Genomic DNA, 18,696 nt, shown 5'->3' with positions numbered 1-18,696 from the left:
TGTCGGGTTGGACGTCCGGACCGAGGGGCGGTCACGGACGTACGGCGCGAGGCGCCGTGGCCGGTCACTCCACCCGGTGCACCTTGTGCTGGGCCGCCTGGGCACGCGGACGGATGACCAGCTCGTCGATGTTGACGTGGCTGGGCCGGGTCGCGATCCAGGCGACCGCGTCGGCGACGTCCTCGGCGACGAGGGGGTCGGGGACCCCGGCGTACACCGCGTCGGCCTTCTCCTGGTCGCCGCCGAACCGTACGAGCGAGAACTCGTCCGTGCGGACCATCCCGGGCGCGATCTCCGAAACCCGGATCGGCTCCCCGCACAGCTCCAGCCGCAGCGTCTCCGACAGCACCTGCGTGCCGTGCTTGGCCGCGGTGTAGCCGCCACCGCCCTCGTAGGCGATCCGTCCGGCGGTCGAGCCCATGGTGAGCACCAGTCCGTCGCCGGAGGCGCGCAGCGCCGGCAGCAGGGCCTGGGTGACCTGGAGCGTGCCGATCACGTTGACCTCGTACATCGCGCGCCAGTCGTCGGGGTCGGCCGACTCGATGGGGTCGGACCCGAAGGCTCCTCCGGCGTTGTTGACCAGGACGTGGCAGACCTCGCCCACCGCCTCGGCCAGGCTCGCCACCGAGTCGGGATCGGTGACGTCGCAGGCGACCGCCACCCCGTCGATCTCGGCGGCCAGCTCGCGCACCCGGTCGGTACGGCGCGCCGCGCAGAACACCCGGAAGCCCTCGGCGGCGAGGGCGCGGGCGGAGGCGGCGCCGATGCCGCTGCTGGCTCCGGTCACGACGGCGGTACGAGAGTCCATGGCGACGATTCTGCCGTTCCGGCCGGGCCGGACGATCGCCGGTGCGGCCGTGGTGGCAGACTGACGGGTTGGATGCCGTCGGATCCCAGCTCGAGACGAAAGTGGGGGGTCGATTGGACGTGCGCGCTCTGGGCCCGGTCGCCGGGCTGCTCGGAGGCCTGTGCTGGGTCGCGCGATGGGTCGCCGACCTGACCGGCACGGCCGGCGACTGGGCCGATGCCGCGTCCTGGGTGGGCCTCGGCCTGCTCGCCGTCGCGCTCGCGGTCGTCGGGGCGGGTCTGGTCAGCAGGAGCGCACTGTGGCTGCGGCTGATCGTGGCGGTCGCGTTCCCGCTGCTGGTGTGGTCGATCTACTCGGTGGTCCGTGGAGAGGGACCGACGGTCGCCCTCGACGGCGCGATCGGGCTGCTCGCCGTCGTCCTCTCCCTCGTCTGCGCCGTCGTCGGGCGGCGCGGCACGACCCCGGCGGCCCCGCGGCCCGGCTCCCACGCCGCACGCTGAACCGGGCGGCCGTACCCACGCTGACCAGCACGGACACGCGACGCGGAATGTTCCGGCAGGTGGCCGGCGTTCACCCTCGAGGACGTCCGCAGACAGGAGACCGCGTGAGACGCAGCATGGGGCCGTGGGCCCGGCGCGTGGCGATGATCAGCCTCCACACCTCACCCCTCGACCAGCCCGGCACCGGCGACGCCGGCGGCATGAACGTCTACGTCGTCGAGCTGGCCAAGCGGCTGGCCGCCCGGGGCGTCGAGGTCGACGTCTTCACCCGTGCGACCACCTCGTCGCTGCCGCCGACCGTGCTCGCCGCCGACGGCGTGCTGGTGCGCCACATCACGGCGGGCCCGTTCGAGGGGCTCGCGAAGGCCGAGCTGCCCGGCCAGATGTGCGTGTTCGCGCGTGAGGTGCTGCGGACCGAGGCTGCGCACCCCGTGGGCCACTATGACCTCGTCCACTCCCACTACTGGCTGTCCGGCCAGGTCGGGGCGCTCGCCCGCGACCGGTGGGGGGTGCCGCTGGTCCACTCCATGCACACGATGGCCAAGGTGAAGAACGACGCGCTCGCCGAGGGTGACACCGCCGAGCCGGAGGGGCGCGTGATCGGCGAGCAGCAGGTGGTCGACGCCGCCGACATGCTGGTCGCGAACACCGACATCGAGGCCAAGCAGCTGATCGAGCTGTACGACGCCGACCCGGGCCGGGTCGAGGTGGTCCACCCGGGCGTCGACCTCGACGTCTTCCGGCCCAGGGACCGCTCGACGGTCCGCGCGGCCCTCGGTCTCCCCCTCGACGCGAGCGTGCTGATGTTCGCCGGTCGGATCCAGCCCCTGAAGGCCCCCGACGTGCTGCTCCGCGCGGTCGCCGTGCTGCTCGAGCAGTCGCCCGGGCTCCGGTCGCGGCTCGTGGTCCCGGTCGTGGGCGGTCCGTCCGGTTCGGGTCTGGACCACCCGGACTCGCTGGCCGACCTCGCCCGTGACCTCGGGCTCGACGACGTGGTGCGGTTCGTGCCGCCCGTCGGCCGCGAGGAGCTGGCCGACTGGTGCGTGGCCGCCGACCTGGTCGCCGTACCGTCCTACAACGAGTCCTTCGGCCTGGTCGCCGTCGAGGCGCAGGCCAGCGGGACCCCGGTCGTCGCCACCGCCGTCGGCGGACTGACGACGGTGGTCCGCGACGGCGTGTCCGGGCTGCTCGTCGAGGGCCACGCGCCGCGCGACTGGGCCGGCGCCCTGCGCAGGCTGGTCACCGACGACGAGCTGCGGATGCGGCTCGCGGCGGGAGCCGTGCAGCAGGCCCGGGAGTTCTCCTGGGACCGGACCGCCGACCGCACCCTCGACGTCTACGAGCAGGCGCAGTCGGCGCTGGCAGTCGCCTCGTGACGAGTCCGGACCAGGTGGCCCAGGTGGTCCGCGACCACCTCGAGGCGGCCGAGATCGAGCACGAGGAGGTCTCCGACGGCGTCTTCGCGCTGCGGCTGCCCGGCGAGCGCAAGCTCGAGACCGCGGTCCGGCTCGACGTCGGCCCGCACGCCCTCGGGGTGCACGCGTTCGTGTGCCGACGCCCGGACGAGAACTTCGAGGGCGTCTACCGGTGGCTGCTCCAGCGCAACCTCAAGATGTACGCCGTCGCATTCGGCCTCGACCCGCTGGGCGACATCTACCTCGACGCGCGACTCCCGCTGTCGACCGTCACCCCCGACGAGCTGGACCGCGTGCTCGGGTCCGTCCTGACCTACGCCGACGAGTCGTTCAACACCATCCTCGAGCTCGGCTTCGGGTCGGCCATCCGCAAGGAGTGGGAGTGGCGCACCTCGCGCGGCGAGTCGACCCGCAACCTCGAGGCGTTCCGCGGCTGGCTGGAGTCCGACGCGCGGCGCGACTGAGTCAGCGGTCGGCCAGCTCCGGCGGCCACACCACCGCGAACCGCTCGAAGACGATCTCGTCTTCCTCCGACCACACGGCCCCCCGGGCGGCGCAGGTGCGCTGCCAGTAGCGGCGGTGGTTGTCCGCCCAGCTCTTCAGCGTCCGGTCGTCCTCGCCCTCGTCGCGGGCGAACGCCTCGTCGACCGAGTCGAACGGCCCGATGCGCAGCTCCATGCTGCGCAGCACGACCCGGGGCCGGCCGGCGCCGTCGCAGGCGATCCAGTGGGAGCCGACGCGGGGGAGCGGGTCGCCACTGGTGGCGAACCCGGCCACCAGCTCGGCCGTCGCCCGCTTGGGGCCGTGGGTCACCAGGCGCAGGAGCTCGTCGGCCAGCCCTCGGGAGTCGCCGAACTGCTCCACCGTGTGCTCGTCGCCGGCTGCCACGCCCACCGGCCGCGCCGCGACGTACTCCTGCCACATCTGCTGGGCGGCGGCGAGGTCGGGCGGGGCGAGGTCGTCGGTCACGCCCCCATCCTGCCGGGTCAGCGCACGTCGACCGTCTCGGCCTGCGGCTCGGGCTCGCGCCGCTTGGGCTGGCGCCGCGCCACGGCCACACCGACCAGGGCGAGCGCACCGCCGACGTACGCGATCGTGGGCGAGACCTCGTCGAGGAACACCAGGCCCATCACGATGGTGATCGGCGGCACCAGGTAGGTCGTGACGCCAAGCCGGCTGGCCGACATGTGGCGCAGGGCGTAACCGTAGGTCGAGAACGCGATCGCGGTCGGGAACAGGCCGAGGTAGACCAGCCACCAGATCGACGACGCGGGGGCCGTGGTCGTCTCCGACCACAGCTGGCCGGCGAACGGCAGGCAGGTGACGGCGCCGATCGTGCAGGCCAGCCAGATCACGTGGACGCTGCGCAGCCGGGCCATCAACGGCTTCTGCAGCACCAGGCTCACGGCGTACACCGCGGCGGCGAGCAGGCACAGGGCCACGCCGACGACGTCGCGGTCACCGCCGGGCGAGCTGCCGGCGCTGATCAGCACCACTCCGCCGAAGGCGAGCCCCAGCCCGAGCCCGAGGTTGCGGGTGAACGGCTCGGCGAGGAACACCGCCGAGAGCAGCGCGATCAGAACGGGCGCCACCTGGATCAGCATCGCCGCGGTGCCGGCGTCCACCCGCTGCTCGCCCTCGTTGAGCGCCACGTTGTAGACGCCGAACCACAGCACGCCGATCGCCACGATCGAGGTCCACTCGCGGCCGGTCGGTCGGGGCAGGCCGCTCGCCAGCGCGATCACCGTGAGGGCCAGCGAGGCGACGACCAGCCGGCCGAGCGACAGGGCGCCGGGGGAGAAGTCGTGGCCGAGGTAGCGGATCGCGACGAACGCGCTCGCCCACAGCACCAGCGTGGTGGCGACCGCCGCGAGGGGAAGCAGGGGGTGGGGCGTCCGGTTCACCGGTCCACCCTAGGAACGCCGGCCCCTCCCGCACACGCGGTTTTCGGACGCCGCACCGCGACTTCCTGCCGATGTGGGGACGAGGGCGGACTGGTGGGCGGTTTCCCCGCTCAGGCGGGGAAACCGCCGGTTCGTGACCGAAACTTCCCGCGCCAACCTCCGGTTTCCCCGCTCAGGCGGGGAAACCGACGGCACCGTCACAGGTCCAGCTTGTAGCCCAGCCCGCGGACGGTCGTGAGGAACTTCGGCTCGGAGGGGTCGGGCTCCAGCTTGGCCCGCAGCCGCTTGACGTGGACGTCGAGGGTCTTGGTGTCGCCCACGTAGTCGGCGCCCCACACCCGGTCGATCAGCTGGCCGCGGGTGAGCACGCGGCCGGGGTTGCGGAGGAACATCTCGAGGAGCTCGAACTCCTTGAGCGGCAGCCGCTGCTCGCTCCCGTCGACGGTGACGACGTGCCGTTCGACGTCCATCCGGACCGGACCGGCCTCGAGCACCGCGTTGTCGACGGCGGACTCGCCGACGCCGCGGCGCAGCACCGCACGGATCCGGGCGACCAGCTCGCGGGGCGAGTACGGCTTGGTGACGTAGTCGTCGGCGCCCAGCTCGAGGCCGACGACCTTGTCGACCTCGTCGTCCTTGGCCGACACCATGATCACGGGGACGCTCGAGGTGGCCCGGATCTGCCGGCACACCTCGGTGCCGGGCAGGCCCGGGAGCATCAGGTCCAGCAGCACGATGTCGGCGCCGTTGCGGTCGAACTCGCTGAGCGCGTCGGGGCCGGTGGTCGCGATGGCCACGTCGTACCCCTCCTTGCGGAGCATGTAGGCGAGAGCGTCGCTGTAGCTCTCTTCGTCCTCGACGACGAGTACTCGGGTCACAGGTGGGTCTCCAGGTCACGACGGGGAAGGCTGAGGGTGAAGGTGGATCCCTGGCCCTCGACGGACCACACCCTCACGTCGCCCCCGTGGGTGGCGGCGACGTGCTTGACGATCGACAGGCCGAGGCCGGTGCCGCCGGTGGAGCGGTGACGAGCGGGGTCGACGCGGTAGAAGCGCTCGAAGATCCGCTCCACCTCCTCCTCGGGGATGCCGATGCCCTGGTCGACGACCGAGATCTCGACGGCCTCGTCGAGGCCCTTGGTCGACACCAGGACGGTGGACCCCTCCTCGGAGTACGCGACGGCGTTGGCGACCAGGTTGCCGACCGCGGCGGTGATCTGTTCGTTGCTGCCGAACACCTCCAGGCCCGCCGTCCCACCCGTGACGATGGAGATCCGGCGGGTGTCGGCGTCGATGGCGCTCGTGTCGACCGCTGTCTTCACGATCTGGTCGACCTGGATCGCGGACGGCGCGTCGACCGGCTCGTCGCCCTGCAGCCGCGAGAGCTCGATGACCTGCTGCACCAGCCGGGACAGCCGGTCGGACTCGGTGATCATCCGGCCGCTGAACCGCTGCACCGCCTGTGGGTCCTCGGCGGCGTCCTGCACCGCCTCCGCCAGCAGCCGCAGCGCGCCGACCGGCGTCTTGAGCTCGTGGCTCACGTTGGCGACGAAGTCGCGGCGCACCGCCTCGACCTGACGCTCCCGGGTCCGGTCCTCCACGAGCGCGAGCACCAGTCGCGAGCTGAGCGGCGCGACCCGCGCGGTGACGTGGCGGGCCGACAGCCCGGAGCGGCGGATCAGCAGCTCGGTCTCGCGGATCTGCCCGTCGCGGCGCACCTGGCCGACCAGCGTGGCCAGCTCCTCGGAGACCAGCGAGTGGCCCCGCACCAGCCCGAGCGCGAACGCCGGCGCACTGGCCTTGAGCACCTCGTCGTCCTCGCCGACGAGCACCGCGCTGCTGCGCAGCACCGACAGCACGGTGGCGACTCCGGGCGGGACGACCGGCTCCTCGACCGGGGCGATCCGCCGCTGCTGGCGCTCGCTCACGGCCCACGCCAGCACGGCGCCTCCGGCGACCAGCGCTCCCATGAGCGCGGCCAGCAGCGCCTGGAGCGTCGAGTCCACGCGTCCAGCGTACGGCGCCATTCACCGGGAGTTGGCGCGCGCGACGACGTGCAGTCCACTGTTCACCGCCCGTTCACGGATCCTCCCCGACTCGTCACCTGGGGTGCCTACGCTGGGTCCATGCGTCAGGCCTTCCACGAACAGCTCGACTCCGTCTTCTCCGACCTCGCCGGCATGTGCCGGTTGGTCGAGACCGCCGTCGGCGACGCCACCCGGTCGTTGCTCGAGGGCGACGCCGAGATCGCGGAGCGCGTGATCAGCGCCGACTCCGAGATCGACGGCGTCCGCGAGAAGGTCGAGGACTCCTGCTTCTCGCTGCTCTCCCTCCAGCAGCCGGTCGCCGGCGACCTCCGGGTCGTGGTGTCGGCGCTGCGGATGGTGAGCGAGCTGGAGCGGATGGGCGACCTGTCGGTCCACGTCGCCAAGATCGCCCGGCTCCGGGTCCCCGAGGTCGCCGTGCCCGAGCAGCTCCGCGGCACGATGACCCGGATGGGCGACGTCGCCGAGGACATGGTCGGTCGGGTGGCCCGGATCATCGTCGACAAGGACGTCGAGGCCGCGATCGAGCTCGGTCGTGACGACGAGGTCATGGACCAGCTGCGCCGACGCAGCTTCACCGAGCTGCTGTCCGGCGAGTGGTCCCACGGCGTCGAGGCTGCCGTCGACGTGGCGCTCCTCGGCCGCTACTACGAGCGGATCGCCGACCACGCCGTCTCGGTGGCCAACCGGGTCGTCTTCGTCGTCACCGGCGACCTGCCGGTGGAGGTCTGAGAGCTCAGCGACCCTGCTGCGCCACGGCGGCCGCGGCAGCCTCGGCGGCCTCGGGATCGAGGTACTCACCGCCTGCGACGGTCGGCCGGAGGTCGTCGTCGAGCCGGTAGACCAGCGGCATGCCGGTGGGGATGTTGAGGCCGGTGATCGCGTCGTCGCTCATCCGGTCCAGGTGCTTCACCACGGCGCGCAGGCTGTTGCCGTGGGCGGCCACGAGCACCGTGTGACCCGCCCGCAGGTCGGGGACCACGGCGTCCTCCCAGTAGGGCAGCATCCGCGCGATGACGTCCTTGAGGCACTCGGTGCGGGGCATCTCGTCGCCGAGGTCGGCGTAGCGCGGGTCGCCGACCTGTGACCACTGGTCGTCGTCGGGCAGGGGCGGCGGCGGCACGTCGAACGACCGGCGCCAGGTCATGAACTGCTCCTCGCCGTACTGCTCGAGGGTCTGCTTCTTGTCCTTGCCCTGCAGGGCGCCGTAGTGGCGCTCGTTGAGCCGCCACGAGCGCCGGACCGGGATCCAGTGCCGGTCGATCGCGTCGAGGGCCAGGTTGGCGGTCGTGATCGCGCGACGCTGGACCGAGGTGTGGACGAGGTCCGGCAGCAGCCCCGCCTCGGCGAGCTGCCGCCCGCCACTGACGGCCTCGGCGCGGCCCTTCTCGGTGAGGTCGACGTCGACCCAGCCCGTGAAGAGGTTCTTGGCGTTCCACTCGCTCTCGCCGTGCCGGAGCAGGACGAGCGTGAACGCCATCAGTGCTCACCCACGGGCTCGGCGACCTCGCAGTCGCCGGGGATCGGGTCGATGCCCTCCCACTGGTCGCAGTTGGGCACGACGGGCACGTCGACCTCGATGGGGTCGCCCCCGGACAGCTCGATCACCATCGGCAGGTAGTCACCCGCGGCGAAGTCGCCCTCGACCAGGATGCCCTGGTCGTCCTCGGCCAGGTTGACCAGCCCGTTGGGGGCGACCTCGACCGGCGTGAAGTCGACGACCTCAGCGGCTGCCGGGTCCTGGGCGCCGACCGAGTCGACCGTCGCCGGCTCGGTCACGTCGTTGTTGACGAAGGTGGCGACGAAGGTGCCCTTGCCCTCCTCGCCCGAGACGACGACCGCGCCGAGCACGTCGACCGACGAGTCGCGGTTGTTGGTCCCCGCGGCGATCTGGTTGACCTCGTTGGTCGCCAGGTCGAAGCCGCACGAGGACAGGGGCGCGGCCAGCAGGAGCGCGCCGGTCAGCAGCGCCAGGGAGCGTCGCGAGTGCATGGCCCGCATGCTATCGGTCGTACGCCGGAGGCGTGCCCGTCGGTCACTGGGTCAGACCGACCCTGGCGCCCTCCGCCAGGAGACCGCCCAGCATCAGGACGGTGACCACCACGGTCGCCCACAGCAGCCGGGGTGCTCCGATCCGGAGCGCGATCCGCAGCGGCAGGTGGCGCCGGCCGTCCTGGTTGTCGGCGACCAGCCCGGGGAGTGCGACCAGCACGTGCACGCAGACCCCGAGCAGGGCGGCGAGCACGGTCACGGTGAGCTCCGGCGGGGTCTCGCGCCCCTGGCCGGCCCAGCCGCCGTACGCGAGGAACGCGGGGTACAGGGCGAAGGAGGTCGCCCAGGGCAGCCACGACAGCCAGCTGCCGCGCAGCACGAGGTTGCCGAGGATCCCGACCAGGAGCGACCCCAGGTAGGCGACACCGGCCCACACGCCGTGGAACACCGCGAGCGGCACGACCAGCATCACCGCCACCGCCAGCCAGAACCACACGGTCGACGGGTCGAGGTCGCCCCGGACCAGCGGCTTGTCCGTCCGGGCGTGGGAGGCGTCCCGGGCCCGGTCGACCAGGTCGTTGTGCCAGCCGAGCACCGCCTGCCCGACCACGGCGGTGGCGAGCACCATGCCGACCGCGACGCTGCTGCGCCCGCTGAGCGCGGCCGCGCCGGCCAGCCCGACGGCCGTCACCAGCCCGAGCGTGGGGTGCGCACAGCGGAGCAGCGCGATCGGCGTCCAGGTGCCGAGGCGTGTCGTCATCGTGCGCGACCTCTCCCGGTCGGCCGCGGCCCCGTGCGCCGTCCCCGCTGCCGATGTGGCCATGGACGCAGTATCGGGCACGGCACCCGGCGGCGCCACACGCGACGGCCATCGGCGCGCCACCACACGGACCGACGTTCTGTCAAGCCCCGAATCGCCCTCTGACCTGCGCAAACGTTTCGGAGGCACGGTGCGGGCCGTGTTAGACTGGTCACCTGGAAAGGGGTACTTGACATATGACCTTCACCGTCGGCGAAACGGTTGTCTATCCAAATCACGGGGCCGCAGTCATCGAAGACATCGAGATGCGGAAGATCAAGGGGGAGGACCGGCAGTACCTCGTCCTCCGGATCGTGGCCCAGCAGGATCTCGTGGTGAGGGTTCCGGCCTGCAACCTCGATCTGGTCGGTGTCCGCGACGTCGTCGACAAGGAGGGTCTCGACCGCGTGTTCGACATCCTGCGTGCCGCCCACGTCGAGGAGCCCACCAACTGGTCGCGTCGCTACAAGGCCAACCTGGAGAAGCTGCACAGCGGTGACGTCATGAAGGTGTCGGAGGTCGTGCGCGACCTGTGGCGCCGCGAGCGTGACCGCGGTCTGTCCGCAGGCGAGAAGCGCATGCTGGCCAAGGCACGGCAGATCCTGGTCTCGGAGCTGGCGCTGGCCGAGCACACCAACGAGGACAAGGCCGAGGCGATCCTCGACGAGGTCCTCGCGTCCTGACGACTGCACGACCACGAACGGGCCCCCGGGAGAGATCCCGGGGGCCCGTTCCGTGTGCGGGAGTGCCCACCTCGCTCAGTCGGTGCGGTGCACCAGGGCGGTGGCGATCGCGGCCACCCCCTCGCCGCGGCCGGTGAGGCCGAGCCCGTCGGTGGTCGTCGCGGTCACGGTGACCGGCGCGCCCGCTGCCTCCGAGAGGGCCGCCTCGGCCTCGGCCCGGCGTACGCCGACGCGCGGGCGCTCGCCGATCACCTGGACCGCGACGTTCCCGATCTCCCAGCCCGCGGCGCGCAGCCGTCGGGCGGTCTCGGCGAGCAGCGCCGTCCCGGCCGCGCCCGCCCACTCCGGCTCGGACGTCCCGTAGTTCGAGCCGAGGTCGCCCAGGCCGGCGGCGGAGAGCAACGCGTCGCAGGCGGCGTGGGCGGCGACGTCGCCGTCGGAGTGCCCGGAGAGTCCGCGGGACTCCTCGGGCCACGCCAGCCCGGCCAGGTGCATCTCGACGCCCTCGACCAGGCGGTGGACGTCGGTGCCGACACCGACCCGGAGCTCGGGATTCACGGGACGATCATGCCTGAGCAAGAATCGAGGGGTGAGGAACGACCGGTGGGCGTGGCCGCTGGCCGGGCTGGTGGCCGGCTTCGCAGGCCTGGCCGCGAGCTACTTCGTGGCCACCCTCCTCGGTGTCCGGCACTCACCGGTCGTCGCGGTCGCCGAGCTGGTGATCCAGGTGAGCCCCGGCGCCGTCGTCGAGTGGGCGATCCAGCGGCTCGGCCACTACGACAAGCCGCTGCTGGTCGGCGGGATCCTGGTGCTGCTCGCGCTCGCCTTCTGCGGCATCGGCTGGATCGCCGCCCGGAGCCGGGGGTGGGCGCTGGTGGCCTTCGGCGGCCTGGCCGTCGTGGGCGTGCTCGCCGTCGCGATGGGCGAGTCGACCTCGCCCGCGGGGTACCTGCCGCTCGTGGTCGGCTTCGTGACCTGGGTCGTGACCCTCGACGTGCTCGCACGACGGCTCCGGGCCGACCGCACCCTGGACGAGGCCGTCACGGCCGGTTCGCGCCGCGGGTTCCTGCTCGGCACCGGTGTGGTGGCGGTGCTCGCCGTCGGCCTGGCCGGCGCCGGCCGGCTCGTGGGTCGCGGCCGGCGCGCCCTGGAGTCGGAGCGGGCGCTGCTCAGGCTGCCCCGGGTCACCGAGCCCAGGGTCCCGGCGAGCGCCCGCATCGGCCTGTCGGGGGTGTCGCCCTGGGAGACGTCGGCCGACGACTTCTACCTGATCCACACGGCGCTCTCGGTCCCGACGATCGCGCCGGAGGACTGGCGGCTGCGCATCCACGGCATGGTCGACCAGGAGCTCGAGCTCAGCTTCGCCGAGCTCCTCCAACGACCCCGGGTCGAGGCGTGGGTCACGCTCAACTGCGTGTCCAACCCGGTCGGCGGCGACCTGATCGGCAACGCCTGGTGGAGCGGGGTCCGGCTCGCCGACCTGCTGGCCGCTGCGGGCGTCAGCCCCGACGCCGACGCCGTGCTCCAGACCTCCGAGGACGGCTGGACCTGCGGCACGCCGCTCTCGGTGCTGACCGACGACCGCGACGCGATGCTGGCCATCGCGATGAACGGGCGACCGCTGCCCGTCGAGCACGGCTTCCCGGTCCGCACCGTCGTGCCCGGCCTCTACGGGTTCGTGTCCGCGTGCAAGTGGGTCGTCGACATCGAGGTGACCCGGTTCGACCGGATCGAGGCGTACTGGACCGGCAAGGGCTGGGCCGAGCAGGCGCCGGTCCGGCTGGCGTCGAGGATCGACGTCCCCCGGGCAGGAGACGACGTCCCGGCCGGCGAGGTCCGGGTCGGCGGGGTCGCGTGGCAGCAGCAGGTCGGCATCGAGCGGGTCGAGGTCTCCGTCGACGGCGGCTCCTGGACGGCGGTCGAGATCGCCTCGCCGCCCACCGACGACACCTGGGTGCAGTGGGCGGGGTCGGTGACCCTCGAGCCCGGAGACCACGTGCTCCGGGTGCGTGCGGTCAGCAGGTCCGGTGAGGTGCAGACCGGTGTCGAGCGCGACGTGGTCCCCGACGGCGCCACCGGGTGGCACCAGGTCGACGTCACCGCCTCGGAGGCCTGAGCCTCACCACCCCGGCGAGGGTCCGCCCGGGAGCGGGTGGTCGTCGTCGGTGATGACGTAGACCAGGCCCCCGGACGTCGGCAGCCACACGTCCTCGAACTGGCCACGGTCGTAGGTACGCCGGACCCCGCCGTTGGTGCGCGCCGCCGGGTCGTTGACCACGACGTTCCCGTTGTCCCGGAAGCCGACGATGACCAGCAGGTGGCCCGCGGTGGACGAGATCGGGGCGCCGTCGAGCTCACCGGCCCCGAACGACACCGACGCGACGAGCGGGATGCCCTTCTTGATGAACCGCTCGGCCTGGCGGAGGTTCTTCAGCCTGGTCACGAACGCCGGGCCGCCGGTGAGGTTGCCGGCGTACGCCGTGTTGAACGGCCAGTTGCCGGTGCCGTCGTAGCCGTGGTCGAAGGTCATCCGGGCGCCGTGGTCGACCCACGGCTGACGGTGGCCGTCGGGCACCCAGGAGCGGGCCCGTCGCGACGGGAGCGCGTCGTGGTAGCCGAGCACCATCGAGGTGGACGTCGGGGAGCACCAGGCCTGGCCGCCGCCGCCCCACGCGGGGAAGTGGCCGGAGTGGACCATCTGCGAGTAGCGCGGGACGTCGAGCACCACCCCGCCGGCGACGCTCGGCCGCGACGTCGTCACGCCGTCGACCGCGCCGATCCGGGACGACATCGCGCCGAGGCCCTGCAGCCGGGGCGACCTGCGTCCGCTCTTCATCAGGACCGCGCGCAGCTGGAACGAGGTGAGCCCGCCCGGTGCCCGCCAGGTGTCGACGTTGACGTCGGCCAGGTCGTCGGACTGGCCCGACACCGTGGTCCGCCGGATGCCGTTGCCGGCCGCCCAGCGAGCGAGCGTGTCCCAGCTCGACACCCGCCCGTCGGCGTTGCGGCCACGGACCCGGACCTCGACCCAGGACCGGCCGGGCGTGCGGGCCTGCCACGAGGCGACCAGCTCGGTGAGGGCGAAGCCGGGCCGCCGCCAGGGCGAGGTCCAGCGACCGACCCGGTAGGTACGGCCGCCGTAGGTCCGGGTCGCCACCGGGTCGCTGACCCGGACGGCGCCGTGGTCGAGCGTCGCGCCGGCGAGGCTGCCTGCGCGGAGGTCGGGGCCGCGCCACTCGGCGTACGCGATCTTGCGCGGCGGCGGGGCCGCCTCGGCCGGCGTCGCGGCCAGCAGGGGCGGCAGCAGGGCCAGCGCGGCGGCCGGCAGCAGGCGGGGGAGGAGTCGGGGCACCCGTCGAGGGTACGGTGGATCGTCACTCCTGTCCCACAAGTCACAGCACCCGGCGATCGTGGTGCCTGCCCTCCGCGCACCTAGACTCTGCCGGGTGACTCTCCGGCTGCACGACACCGCGACGCGCGAGGTGCGCGAGTTCGTCCCCCTCGAGGAGGGGAAGGCGGGCATCTACGTCTGCGGCCTGACCGTGCAGTCCGAGCCGCACGTCGGCCACGTGCGGTCGGCGGTCAACTTCGACGTGCTGCGGCGCTGGCTCACCCACCAGGGCTACGAGGTCACCTTCATCCGCAACGTCACCGACATCGACGACAAGATCCTCGCCAAGGCCGAGGCGCAGGGCCGGCCCTGGTTCAACCTCGCCTACGACATGCACCGCGAGCTCACCCAGGTGCTGGCCTCGATCAACGTGCAGCCGCCGACCTACGAGCCCGGCGCGACCGGGCACGTGCCCGAGATCCTCGAGCTGATCGAGCGGCTGGTGGCCAAGGGCCACGCGTACGCCGCCGAGGACGGCTCGGGCGACGTCTACTTCGACGTCCGGTCGTGGCCGGCGTACGGCGAGCTGACCCGGCAGCGGATCGACGACATGGAGCCGGCCACCGACGCCGACCCGCGCGGCAAGCGCGACCCGCGCGACTTCGCGCTCTGGAAGGGGTGGAAGAAGGACGCCGAGCCGGAGACGGCCGCCTGGCCCTCTCCGTACGGCCCGGGACGGCCGGGCTGGCACATCGAGTGCTCGGCGATGGCGCGCAAGTACCTCGGCGCCGCCTTCGACATCCACGGCGGCGGGGTCGACCTCCGGTTCCCCCACCACGAGAACGAGCAGGCGCAGTCGCGTGCGGCCGGTGACGGCTTCGCGGCGTACTGGCTGCACAACGCCTGGATCACGACCTCCGGCGAGAAGATGAGCAAGTCGCTCGGCAACTCGCTGCTGGTGCCGAACGTGCTCGAACAGGTGCGCGGGATCGAGCTGCGGTTCTACATGGTCAGCGCCCACTACCGCTCGACGGTGGAGTTCTCCTTCGAGGCCCTGCACGAGGCCGCTGCTGCGTTCCGACGGATCGAGTCGTTCCTCGACCGCGCCCGGGGGATGGTCGAGGACGGCCGGTACGCCGGGCGGCTGCCGGCCGCGTTCACCGCCGCCATGGACGACGACCTCGGGACCCCGGCTGCGATCGCGGTCCTGCACGACACCGTGCGCGAGGGCAACCGGCTGCTGACGTCCGGCCCTTCGCAGGAGCTCACCTCGCGCGTGCTCGAGGTCAGGGAGATGCTCGACGTGCTCGGCCTGGACCCGGCCGACTTCGCGGACTCCCGCGGCGACGAGAAGCTGGTCGGCGTGGTCGACGCGCTCGTGGCCGGCCTGCTCGACGAGCGGGCCCAGGCTCGCGCCGACAAGGACTGGGCGCGCGCCGACGCGATCCGCGACCGGCTCAAGACCGCGGGCGTCGAGATCGAGGACACCCCCGACGGCCCGAAGTGGAGCGTGTGACGTGGCAGGGAATTCGCAGCGCAAGGGCTCGGTCCGCAGGACCTCGAAGAAGCCCGCCGCCGGGTCGGGGGGCCGGGTGCGTCGCGGCCTCGAGGGCAAGGGGCCGACCCCGAAGGCGAAGGACCGGCCCTACCACAAGGCGCACCAGGCGGCCCAGCAGAAGTCGAAGCGCACGGACAAGCAGCCGCAGCGCAAGCCACGACAGCGGCCCGGCTCGGAGGCCGAGTGGATCGCCGGCCGCAACTCGGTCGTCGAGTCGTTGCGCGCCGGCGTACCGGTCACTGCGGTGTACGTCGCCGAGGGCGCCGAGCGGGACGGCCGGCTGCGCGAGGCGTTCAAGCTCGCCGCCGACCAGGGCACCAGCCTGCTCGAGGTGAGCAGGACCGAGCTCGACCGGCTCACCGGCGGCGCGGTCCACCAGGGGCTCGCCGCCCGGATCCCGGCGTACGAGTACGCCCACCCCGACGACCTGCTGGCCCGCGCGGAGGAGGCCGGCGAGCCGCCGCTGGTCGTGGCGCTCGACCAGGTCACCGACCCCCGCAACCTGGGTGCGGTCGTGCGGAGCGCGTCCGGCTTCGGCGCCCACGGCGTGCTGGTGCCGGAGCGCCGCGCCGCCGGGATGACCGCGGCCGCCTGGAAGACCAGCGCCGGCGCGGCGGCCCGGATCCCGGTGGCCCGCTCGGTCAACCTGGTCCGCCAGCTCACGGCGTTCCAGGAGGCCGGCTGCATGGTGGTCGGCCTCGCTGCCGACGGGGACGTCTCGCTCCCCGAGCTCACCGGCCCCGACGGACTCGCCGACGGGCCGCTCGTCGTGGTGGTCGGCGCCGAGGGCGGCGGCCTCTCGCGGCTGGTGGCCGAGACCTGCGACCAGCTGGTGTCCATCCCGATGGCGCACGACCTGGAATCCCTCAACGCCGGGGTCGCCGCCTCGGTGGCCCTGTACGCGATCGCGCGGGCCCGCGCCTGACCTCGCCCATGACGCCCCGGCTGCTGAGCGGTCTCGGCCTGGCGGCCGTCTGGCTCGCGGTCGCGCTCGCCACCGGGTCGGCGATCTTCCTCGGGTCCAGCCGCGAGGTGGTGCTGGCCAGCCACGACTCCGTGGTGCGACCCACCCTCGACGGGTGGGTGACGGTCAGCACCGGACCCGTGCTTCCCGACGTCCGGATCGCGTCCGGCCAGCGGCTCGGCGTCGACGTCACCCTCGGCAAGACCACCTCCGAGAGCCCCGCGGCCCTGGTCGAGCGCTACGCGCTGATCGCCAGCCAGCCGGAGGGTTCGGTCGCCAAGGTGCGGGACGCCGTCGCCGACATGGCGTACGACGCGGCGCTCCGCGGGATCCTGCTCGGGCTGGTGCCGGTCGTGGTGTGGCTGCTGCTGGGGCCGGCCCGCCGGCGGGAGCTGTGGCGCGGTGCCCGCAGCCCGGTCGGGCTCGCGGCAGGCCTGGCCGTCGTGCTGGGCCTGGTGCTGCTGTGGGAGCCGTGGCAGCCCGAGGAGCCCAGCCTCGGGGCGCACCGGACCTGGGTGGACCTCGACACCTTCCTCGACCACCGGGTGCCCCTGCCGGGCCAGCTGTCCGAGGTGCAGGTGGGCGCGGACGTGACGGTCGTGGAGTCCCAGCGGCTGGTGGAGAGCGCGATCTCCACCTACGAGAACAGCAAGGAGTTCTACGACAAGGCGGCCACCGGGGCGGCCGAGCTGCCCCTGCGCGAGCCGGCCGACGACGAGACGGTCGTGGTGCTGGTCTCGGACCGCCACGACAACATCGGCATGGACCGGGTGGCGCGTGCGATCGGCGACCGGGCGGGGGCCGAGGCGGTCTTCGACGCCGGCGACGACACCTCGACCGGGGCCGAGTGGGAGGCGTTCAGCCTCGACTCGCTCGACGAGGCCTTCGAGGACTACGACAAGTACGCCGTCGCGGGCAACCACGACAACGGCGAGTTCGTGCGCGGCTACCTCGACGACCTCGGCTGGACCATGCTCGACGGCGAGGTGGTCGAGGGTCCGGGAGAGGCCTCCCTGATCGGAGTCGACGACCCACGCGCCAGCGGCCTGGGCAACTGGCGCGACGAGACCGGGCTGGGCTTCGACGAGGTGGCCGAGCGGCTGAGCGACGAGATCTGCGACGCCGACGAGCGCGTCGCCACCGCGCTGGTCCACGACACCGACCTGGCCCAGCCGGCGCTCGAGCGCGGCTGCGTCGACCTGGTCGTGGGCGGGCACGTGCACGTGAAGATCGGCCCCGACCGGGTCGAGGGCCCCGACGGCGAGGTGGGCTACTCCTACACGACCGGCACGACCGGCGGGGCGGCGTACGCCATCGCGATCGGGTCGAAGCCGCGTCGCGACGCCATGGTCTCGCTGCTGACCTACCGGGACGGCCGCCCGGTCGGGATCCAGCCGGTGACCCTGCAGACCAACGGGCAGTTCGTCGTCGAGAGCTTCCAGCCGCTCTCCTACGAGCCGCTCGAGGAGTCCCTCGACCCACGCAGCCGGCCGGAGCCGGGCGGTGGCGACGACCGGGCCACGAACTAGTCTGGCGACGTGAGCACCGACGTGACCCGCCTGCTGCCGACCGAGGAGGCCGAGGCGCTCCTCGCGCTGACCCGCGAGATCGCGACCAAGGAGCTGGCCCCGCAGGTGCACGAGGCCGAGGAGCGGTCGGAGTTCCCCGAGGCGGCCTACCGGCTGCTCGGCAAGTCGGGGCTGCTGAGCCTGCCCTTCGAGGAGGAGCACGGTGGCGGCGGCCAGCCCTACGAGGTCTACCTCCAGGTGGTCGAGGAGCTCGCTGCCGTGTGGCCGAGCGTCGCGGTGGGCACCAGCGTCCACAGCCTGACCGCGAACGTCGTGGCCACCAACGCGAGCGCTGAGCAGCAGGGGGAGTGGCTGCCCCGGATGCTGGGCGGTGACTGGCTGGGTGCCTACTGCCTGTCGGAGCCCCAGGCGGGGTCGGACGTGAGCGGCATCAAGGCCCGGGCCCGGCTCGACGAGGGCTCCGGCGACTACGTCGTCCACGGGACCAAGCAGTGGATCAGCAACGGCTCGTGCGCCGACTACTACATCCTGTTCGCCCGCACCGGCGACGACCCTCGCCGCGGGCTCTCCGCGTTCATCGTCCCCGACGGGACCGAGGGCATGTCGTTCGGCGCCCCCGAGAAGAAGATGGGCCTGGCCTGCGACGTCACCACCCAGGTGATCTTCGAGGGAGCGCGGGTCCCCGCCGGGCACCGGATCGCCGGCGAGGGCGACGGCATGCGGGTCGCCCTGTCCGCGCTCGACGCCGGCCGGTTGGGCATCGCCGCGGTCGCCACCGGCATCGCCCAGGGCGCGCTCGCCCATGCCGTGGCGTACGCCCGCGAGCGCGAGCAGTTCGGCAAGCCCGTCGGGGAGTTCCAGGGGCTGCAGTTCCTGCTCGCCGAGATGGGCGCCGAGGTGGAGCGCGCCCGGGCGACCTACCTGCACGCGGCCCGGCTCAAGGACGCCGGCCTGCCCTTCTCCCGGCAGGCCAGCATCGCGAAGCTGACCGCGACCGACACCGCGATGCGGGTGACGACCGATGCGGTGCAGGTGCTGGGCGGCAACGGCTACACCCGGGACTACCCGGTGGAGCGGTTGTTCCGGGACGCCAAGGTGACCCAGATCTTCGAGGGCACCAACCAGATCCAGCGGATGGTGATCGGGCGCGACCTGCTCCGCTGACCCGC

The 18,696-nt window shown here is 72.9% G+C and carries 20 protein-coding genes; 10 read left to right on the top strand and 10 right to left on the bottom strand.

Annotated elements, in window-relative coordinates:
- Window positions 1–64: 64 nt before the first annotated feature.
- Window positions 65–808, bottom strand: a complete 744-nt coding sequence (locus ACQ1X7_RS07820) for an SDR family NAD(P)-dependent oxidoreductase (RefSeq protein WP_432477605.1) — start codon at window positions 806–808, stop codon at window positions 65–67.
- 119 nt (window positions 809–927) lie between these two features.
- Between ACQ1X7_RS07820 and ACQ1X7_RS07815 the strand changes: the two genes are divergently transcribed.
- From ACQ1X7_RS07815 to ACQ1X7_RS07805, 3 genes are all read left to right on the top strand, one after another.
- Window positions 928–1,308: a hypothetical protein gene (locus ACQ1X7_RS07815; RefSeq protein ID WP_432477604.1), complete on the top strand. Its 381-nt coding sequence runs from the start codon at window positions 928–930 to the stop codon at window positions 1,306–1,308.
- A gap of 104 nt (window positions 1,309–1,412) precedes the next feature.
- Window positions 1,413–2,684 (top strand): D-inositol-3-phosphate glycosyltransferase, encoded by a 1,272-nt coding sequence (mshA, locus tag ACQ1X7_RS07810; RefSeq protein WP_432477603.1) that lies wholly within the window; start codon window positions 1,413–1,415, stop codon window positions 2,682–2,684.
- The gene (locus ACQ1X7_RS07805; RefSeq protein ID WP_432477602.1) at window positions 2,681–3,187 is read left to right on the top strand and encodes a YbjN domain-containing protein; all 507 of its coding nucleotides are present in this window, start codon (window positions 2,681–2,683) and stop codon (window positions 3,185–3,187) included. Before mshA ends, ACQ1X7_RS07805 begins: the two co-directional genes overlap by 4 nt.
- 1 nt (window position 3,188) lies before the next feature.
- Here the strand turns inward: ACQ1X7_RS07805 and ACQ1X7_RS07800 are convergent, their stop codons facing one another.
- The 4 genes from ACQ1X7_RS07800 to ACQ1X7_RS07785 all read right to left on the bottom strand — a co-directional run bounded on the left by ACQ1X7_RS07800 (window position 3,189) and on the right by ACQ1X7_RS07785 (window position 6,632).
- Entirely contained in the window at window positions 3,189–3,692 is a 504-nt protein-coding gene (locus ACQ1X7_RS07800; protein WP_432477601.1) for an ASCH domain-containing protein, read from the bottom strand.
- 17 nt (window positions 3,693–3,709) lie between these two features.
- Window positions 3,710–4,627: a DMT family transporter gene (locus ACQ1X7_RS07795; RefSeq protein WP_432477600.1), complete on the bottom strand. Its 918-nt coding sequence runs from the start codon at window positions 4,625–4,627 to the stop codon at window positions 3,710–3,712.
- A gap of 197 nt (window positions 4,628–4,824) precedes the next feature.
- Entirely contained in the window at window positions 4,825–5,505 is a 681-nt protein-coding gene (locus tag ACQ1X7_RS07790; RefSeq protein WP_432477599.1) for a response regulator, read from the bottom strand.
- Window positions 5,502–6,632, bottom strand: coding sequence for a sensor histidine kinase (locus tag ACQ1X7_RS07785; protein WP_432477598.1), 1,131 nt, complete (start codon window positions 6,630–6,632; stop codon window positions 5,502–5,504). The genes ACQ1X7_RS07790 and ACQ1X7_RS07785 overlap by 4 nt, the downstream gene beginning before the upstream one ends.
- 120 nt (window positions 6,633–6,752) lie before the next feature.
- Here ACQ1X7_RS07785 and phoU point away from each other — a divergent pair, with 120 nt between their 5' ends.
- Window positions 6,753–7,403, top strand: coding sequence for a phosphate signaling complex protein PhoU (phoU, locus tag ACQ1X7_RS07780; RefSeq protein WP_432477597.1), 651 nt, complete (start codon window positions 6,753–6,755; stop codon window positions 7,401–7,403).
- Between the two features lie 4 nt (window positions 7,404–7,407).
- Here the strand turns inward: phoU and ACQ1X7_RS07775 are convergent, their stop codons facing one another.
- The 3 genes from ACQ1X7_RS07775 to ACQ1X7_RS07765 are packed head-to-tail and all read right to left on the bottom strand — an operon-like array spanning window position 7,408 to window position 9,423.
- A complete protein-coding gene (locus ACQ1X7_RS07775) occupies window positions 7,408–8,151 on the bottom strand; it encodes a phosphoglyceromutase (RefSeq protein ID WP_432477596.1) in 744 nt (247 codons plus the stop codon).
- Window positions 8,151–8,663 (bottom strand): hypothetical protein, encoded by a 513-nt coding sequence (locus ACQ1X7_RS07770; RefSeq protein ID WP_432477595.1) that lies wholly within the window; start codon window positions 8,661–8,663, stop codon window positions 8,151–8,153. The genes ACQ1X7_RS07775 and ACQ1X7_RS07770 overlap by 1 nt, the downstream gene beginning before the upstream one ends.
- 43 nt (window positions 8,664–8,706) lie before the next feature.
- Entirely contained in the window at window positions 8,707–9,423 is a 717-nt protein-coding gene (locus ACQ1X7_RS07765; protein WP_432477594.1) for a UbiA family prenyltransferase, read from the bottom strand.
- A 236-nt stretch (window positions 9,424–9,659) separates the two neighbouring features.
- Here ACQ1X7_RS07765 and ACQ1X7_RS07760 point away from each other — a divergent pair, with 236 nt between their 5' ends.
- Entirely contained in the window at window positions 9,660–10,145 is a 486-nt protein-coding gene (locus ACQ1X7_RS07760) for a CarD family transcriptional regulator (protein ID WP_135078869.1), read from the top strand.
- A gap of 75 nt (window positions 10,146–10,220) precedes the next feature.
- Here ACQ1X7_RS07760 and ispF read toward each other — a convergent pair whose 3' ends face one another.
- Entirely contained in the window at window positions 10,221–10,703 is a 483-nt protein-coding gene (ispF, locus tag ACQ1X7_RS07755) for a 2-C-methyl-D-erythritol 2,4-cyclodiphosphate synthase (RefSeq protein ID WP_432477593.1), read from the bottom strand.
- A gap of 31 nt (window positions 10,704–10,734) precedes the next feature.
- Between ispF and ACQ1X7_RS07750 the strand changes: the two genes are divergently transcribed.
- Window positions 10,735–12,261 (top strand): molybdopterin-dependent oxidoreductase, encoded by a 1,527-nt coding sequence (locus tag ACQ1X7_RS07750; protein WP_432477592.1) that lies wholly within the window; start codon window positions 10,735–10,737, stop codon window positions 12,259–12,261.
- A 3-nt stretch (window positions 12,262–12,264) separates the two neighbouring features.
- Here ACQ1X7_RS07750 and ACQ1X7_RS07745 read toward each other — a convergent pair whose 3' ends face one another.
- Window positions 12,265–13,497, bottom strand: a complete 1,233-nt coding sequence (locus ACQ1X7_RS07745) for a C39 family peptidase (RefSeq protein ID WP_432477591.1) — start codon at window positions 13,495–13,497, stop codon at window positions 12,265–12,267.
- Between the two features lie 94 nt (window positions 13,498–13,591).
- Between ACQ1X7_RS07745 and cysS the strand changes: the two genes are divergently transcribed.
- Genes cysS through ACQ1X7_RS07725 form a run of 4 tightly spaced genes read left to right on the top strand, consistent with a single transcriptional unit; the run spans window position 13,592 to window position 18,691 of the window.
- Complete coding sequence (cysS, locus tag ACQ1X7_RS07740) at window positions 13,592–14,992, top strand: cysteine--tRNA ligase (RefSeq protein WP_432477590.1); 1,401 nt, start codon at window positions 13,592–13,594, stop codon at window positions 14,990–14,992.
- Between the two features lies 1 nt (window position 14,993).
- Window positions 14,994–15,959 carry a 23S rRNA (guanosine(2251)-2'-O)-methyltransferase RlmB gene (rlmB, locus tag ACQ1X7_RS07735; protein WP_432477589.1) on the top strand — a complete coding sequence of 322 codons (966 nt, stop codon included), beginning with the start codon at window positions 14,994–14,996 and terminating at the stop codon, window positions 15,957–15,959.
- Window positions 15,960–15,967: 8 nt separating this feature from the next.
- Window positions 15,968–17,527: a metallophosphoesterase gene (locus ACQ1X7_RS07730; protein WP_432477588.1), complete on the top strand. Its 1,560-nt coding sequence runs from the start codon at window positions 15,968–15,970 to the stop codon at window positions 17,525–17,527.
- 9 nt (window positions 17,528–17,536) lie between these two features.
- The gene (locus ACQ1X7_RS07725; RefSeq protein WP_432477587.1) at window positions 17,537–18,691 is read left to right on the top strand and encodes an acyl-CoA dehydrogenase family protein; all 1,155 of its coding nucleotides are present in this window, start codon (window positions 17,537–17,539) and stop codon (window positions 18,689–18,691) included.
- Window positions 18,692–18,696: the final 5 nt, after the last annotated feature.

Source organism: Nocardioides sp. GXQ0305 (assembly GCF_050880345.1).
In the GTDB taxonomy this organism is placed as follows: domain Bacteria; phylum Actinomycetota; class Actinomycetes; order Propionibacteriales; family Nocardioidaceae; genus Nocardioides.
This window is presented reverse-complemented; position numbering and strand designations above follow the sequence as displayed.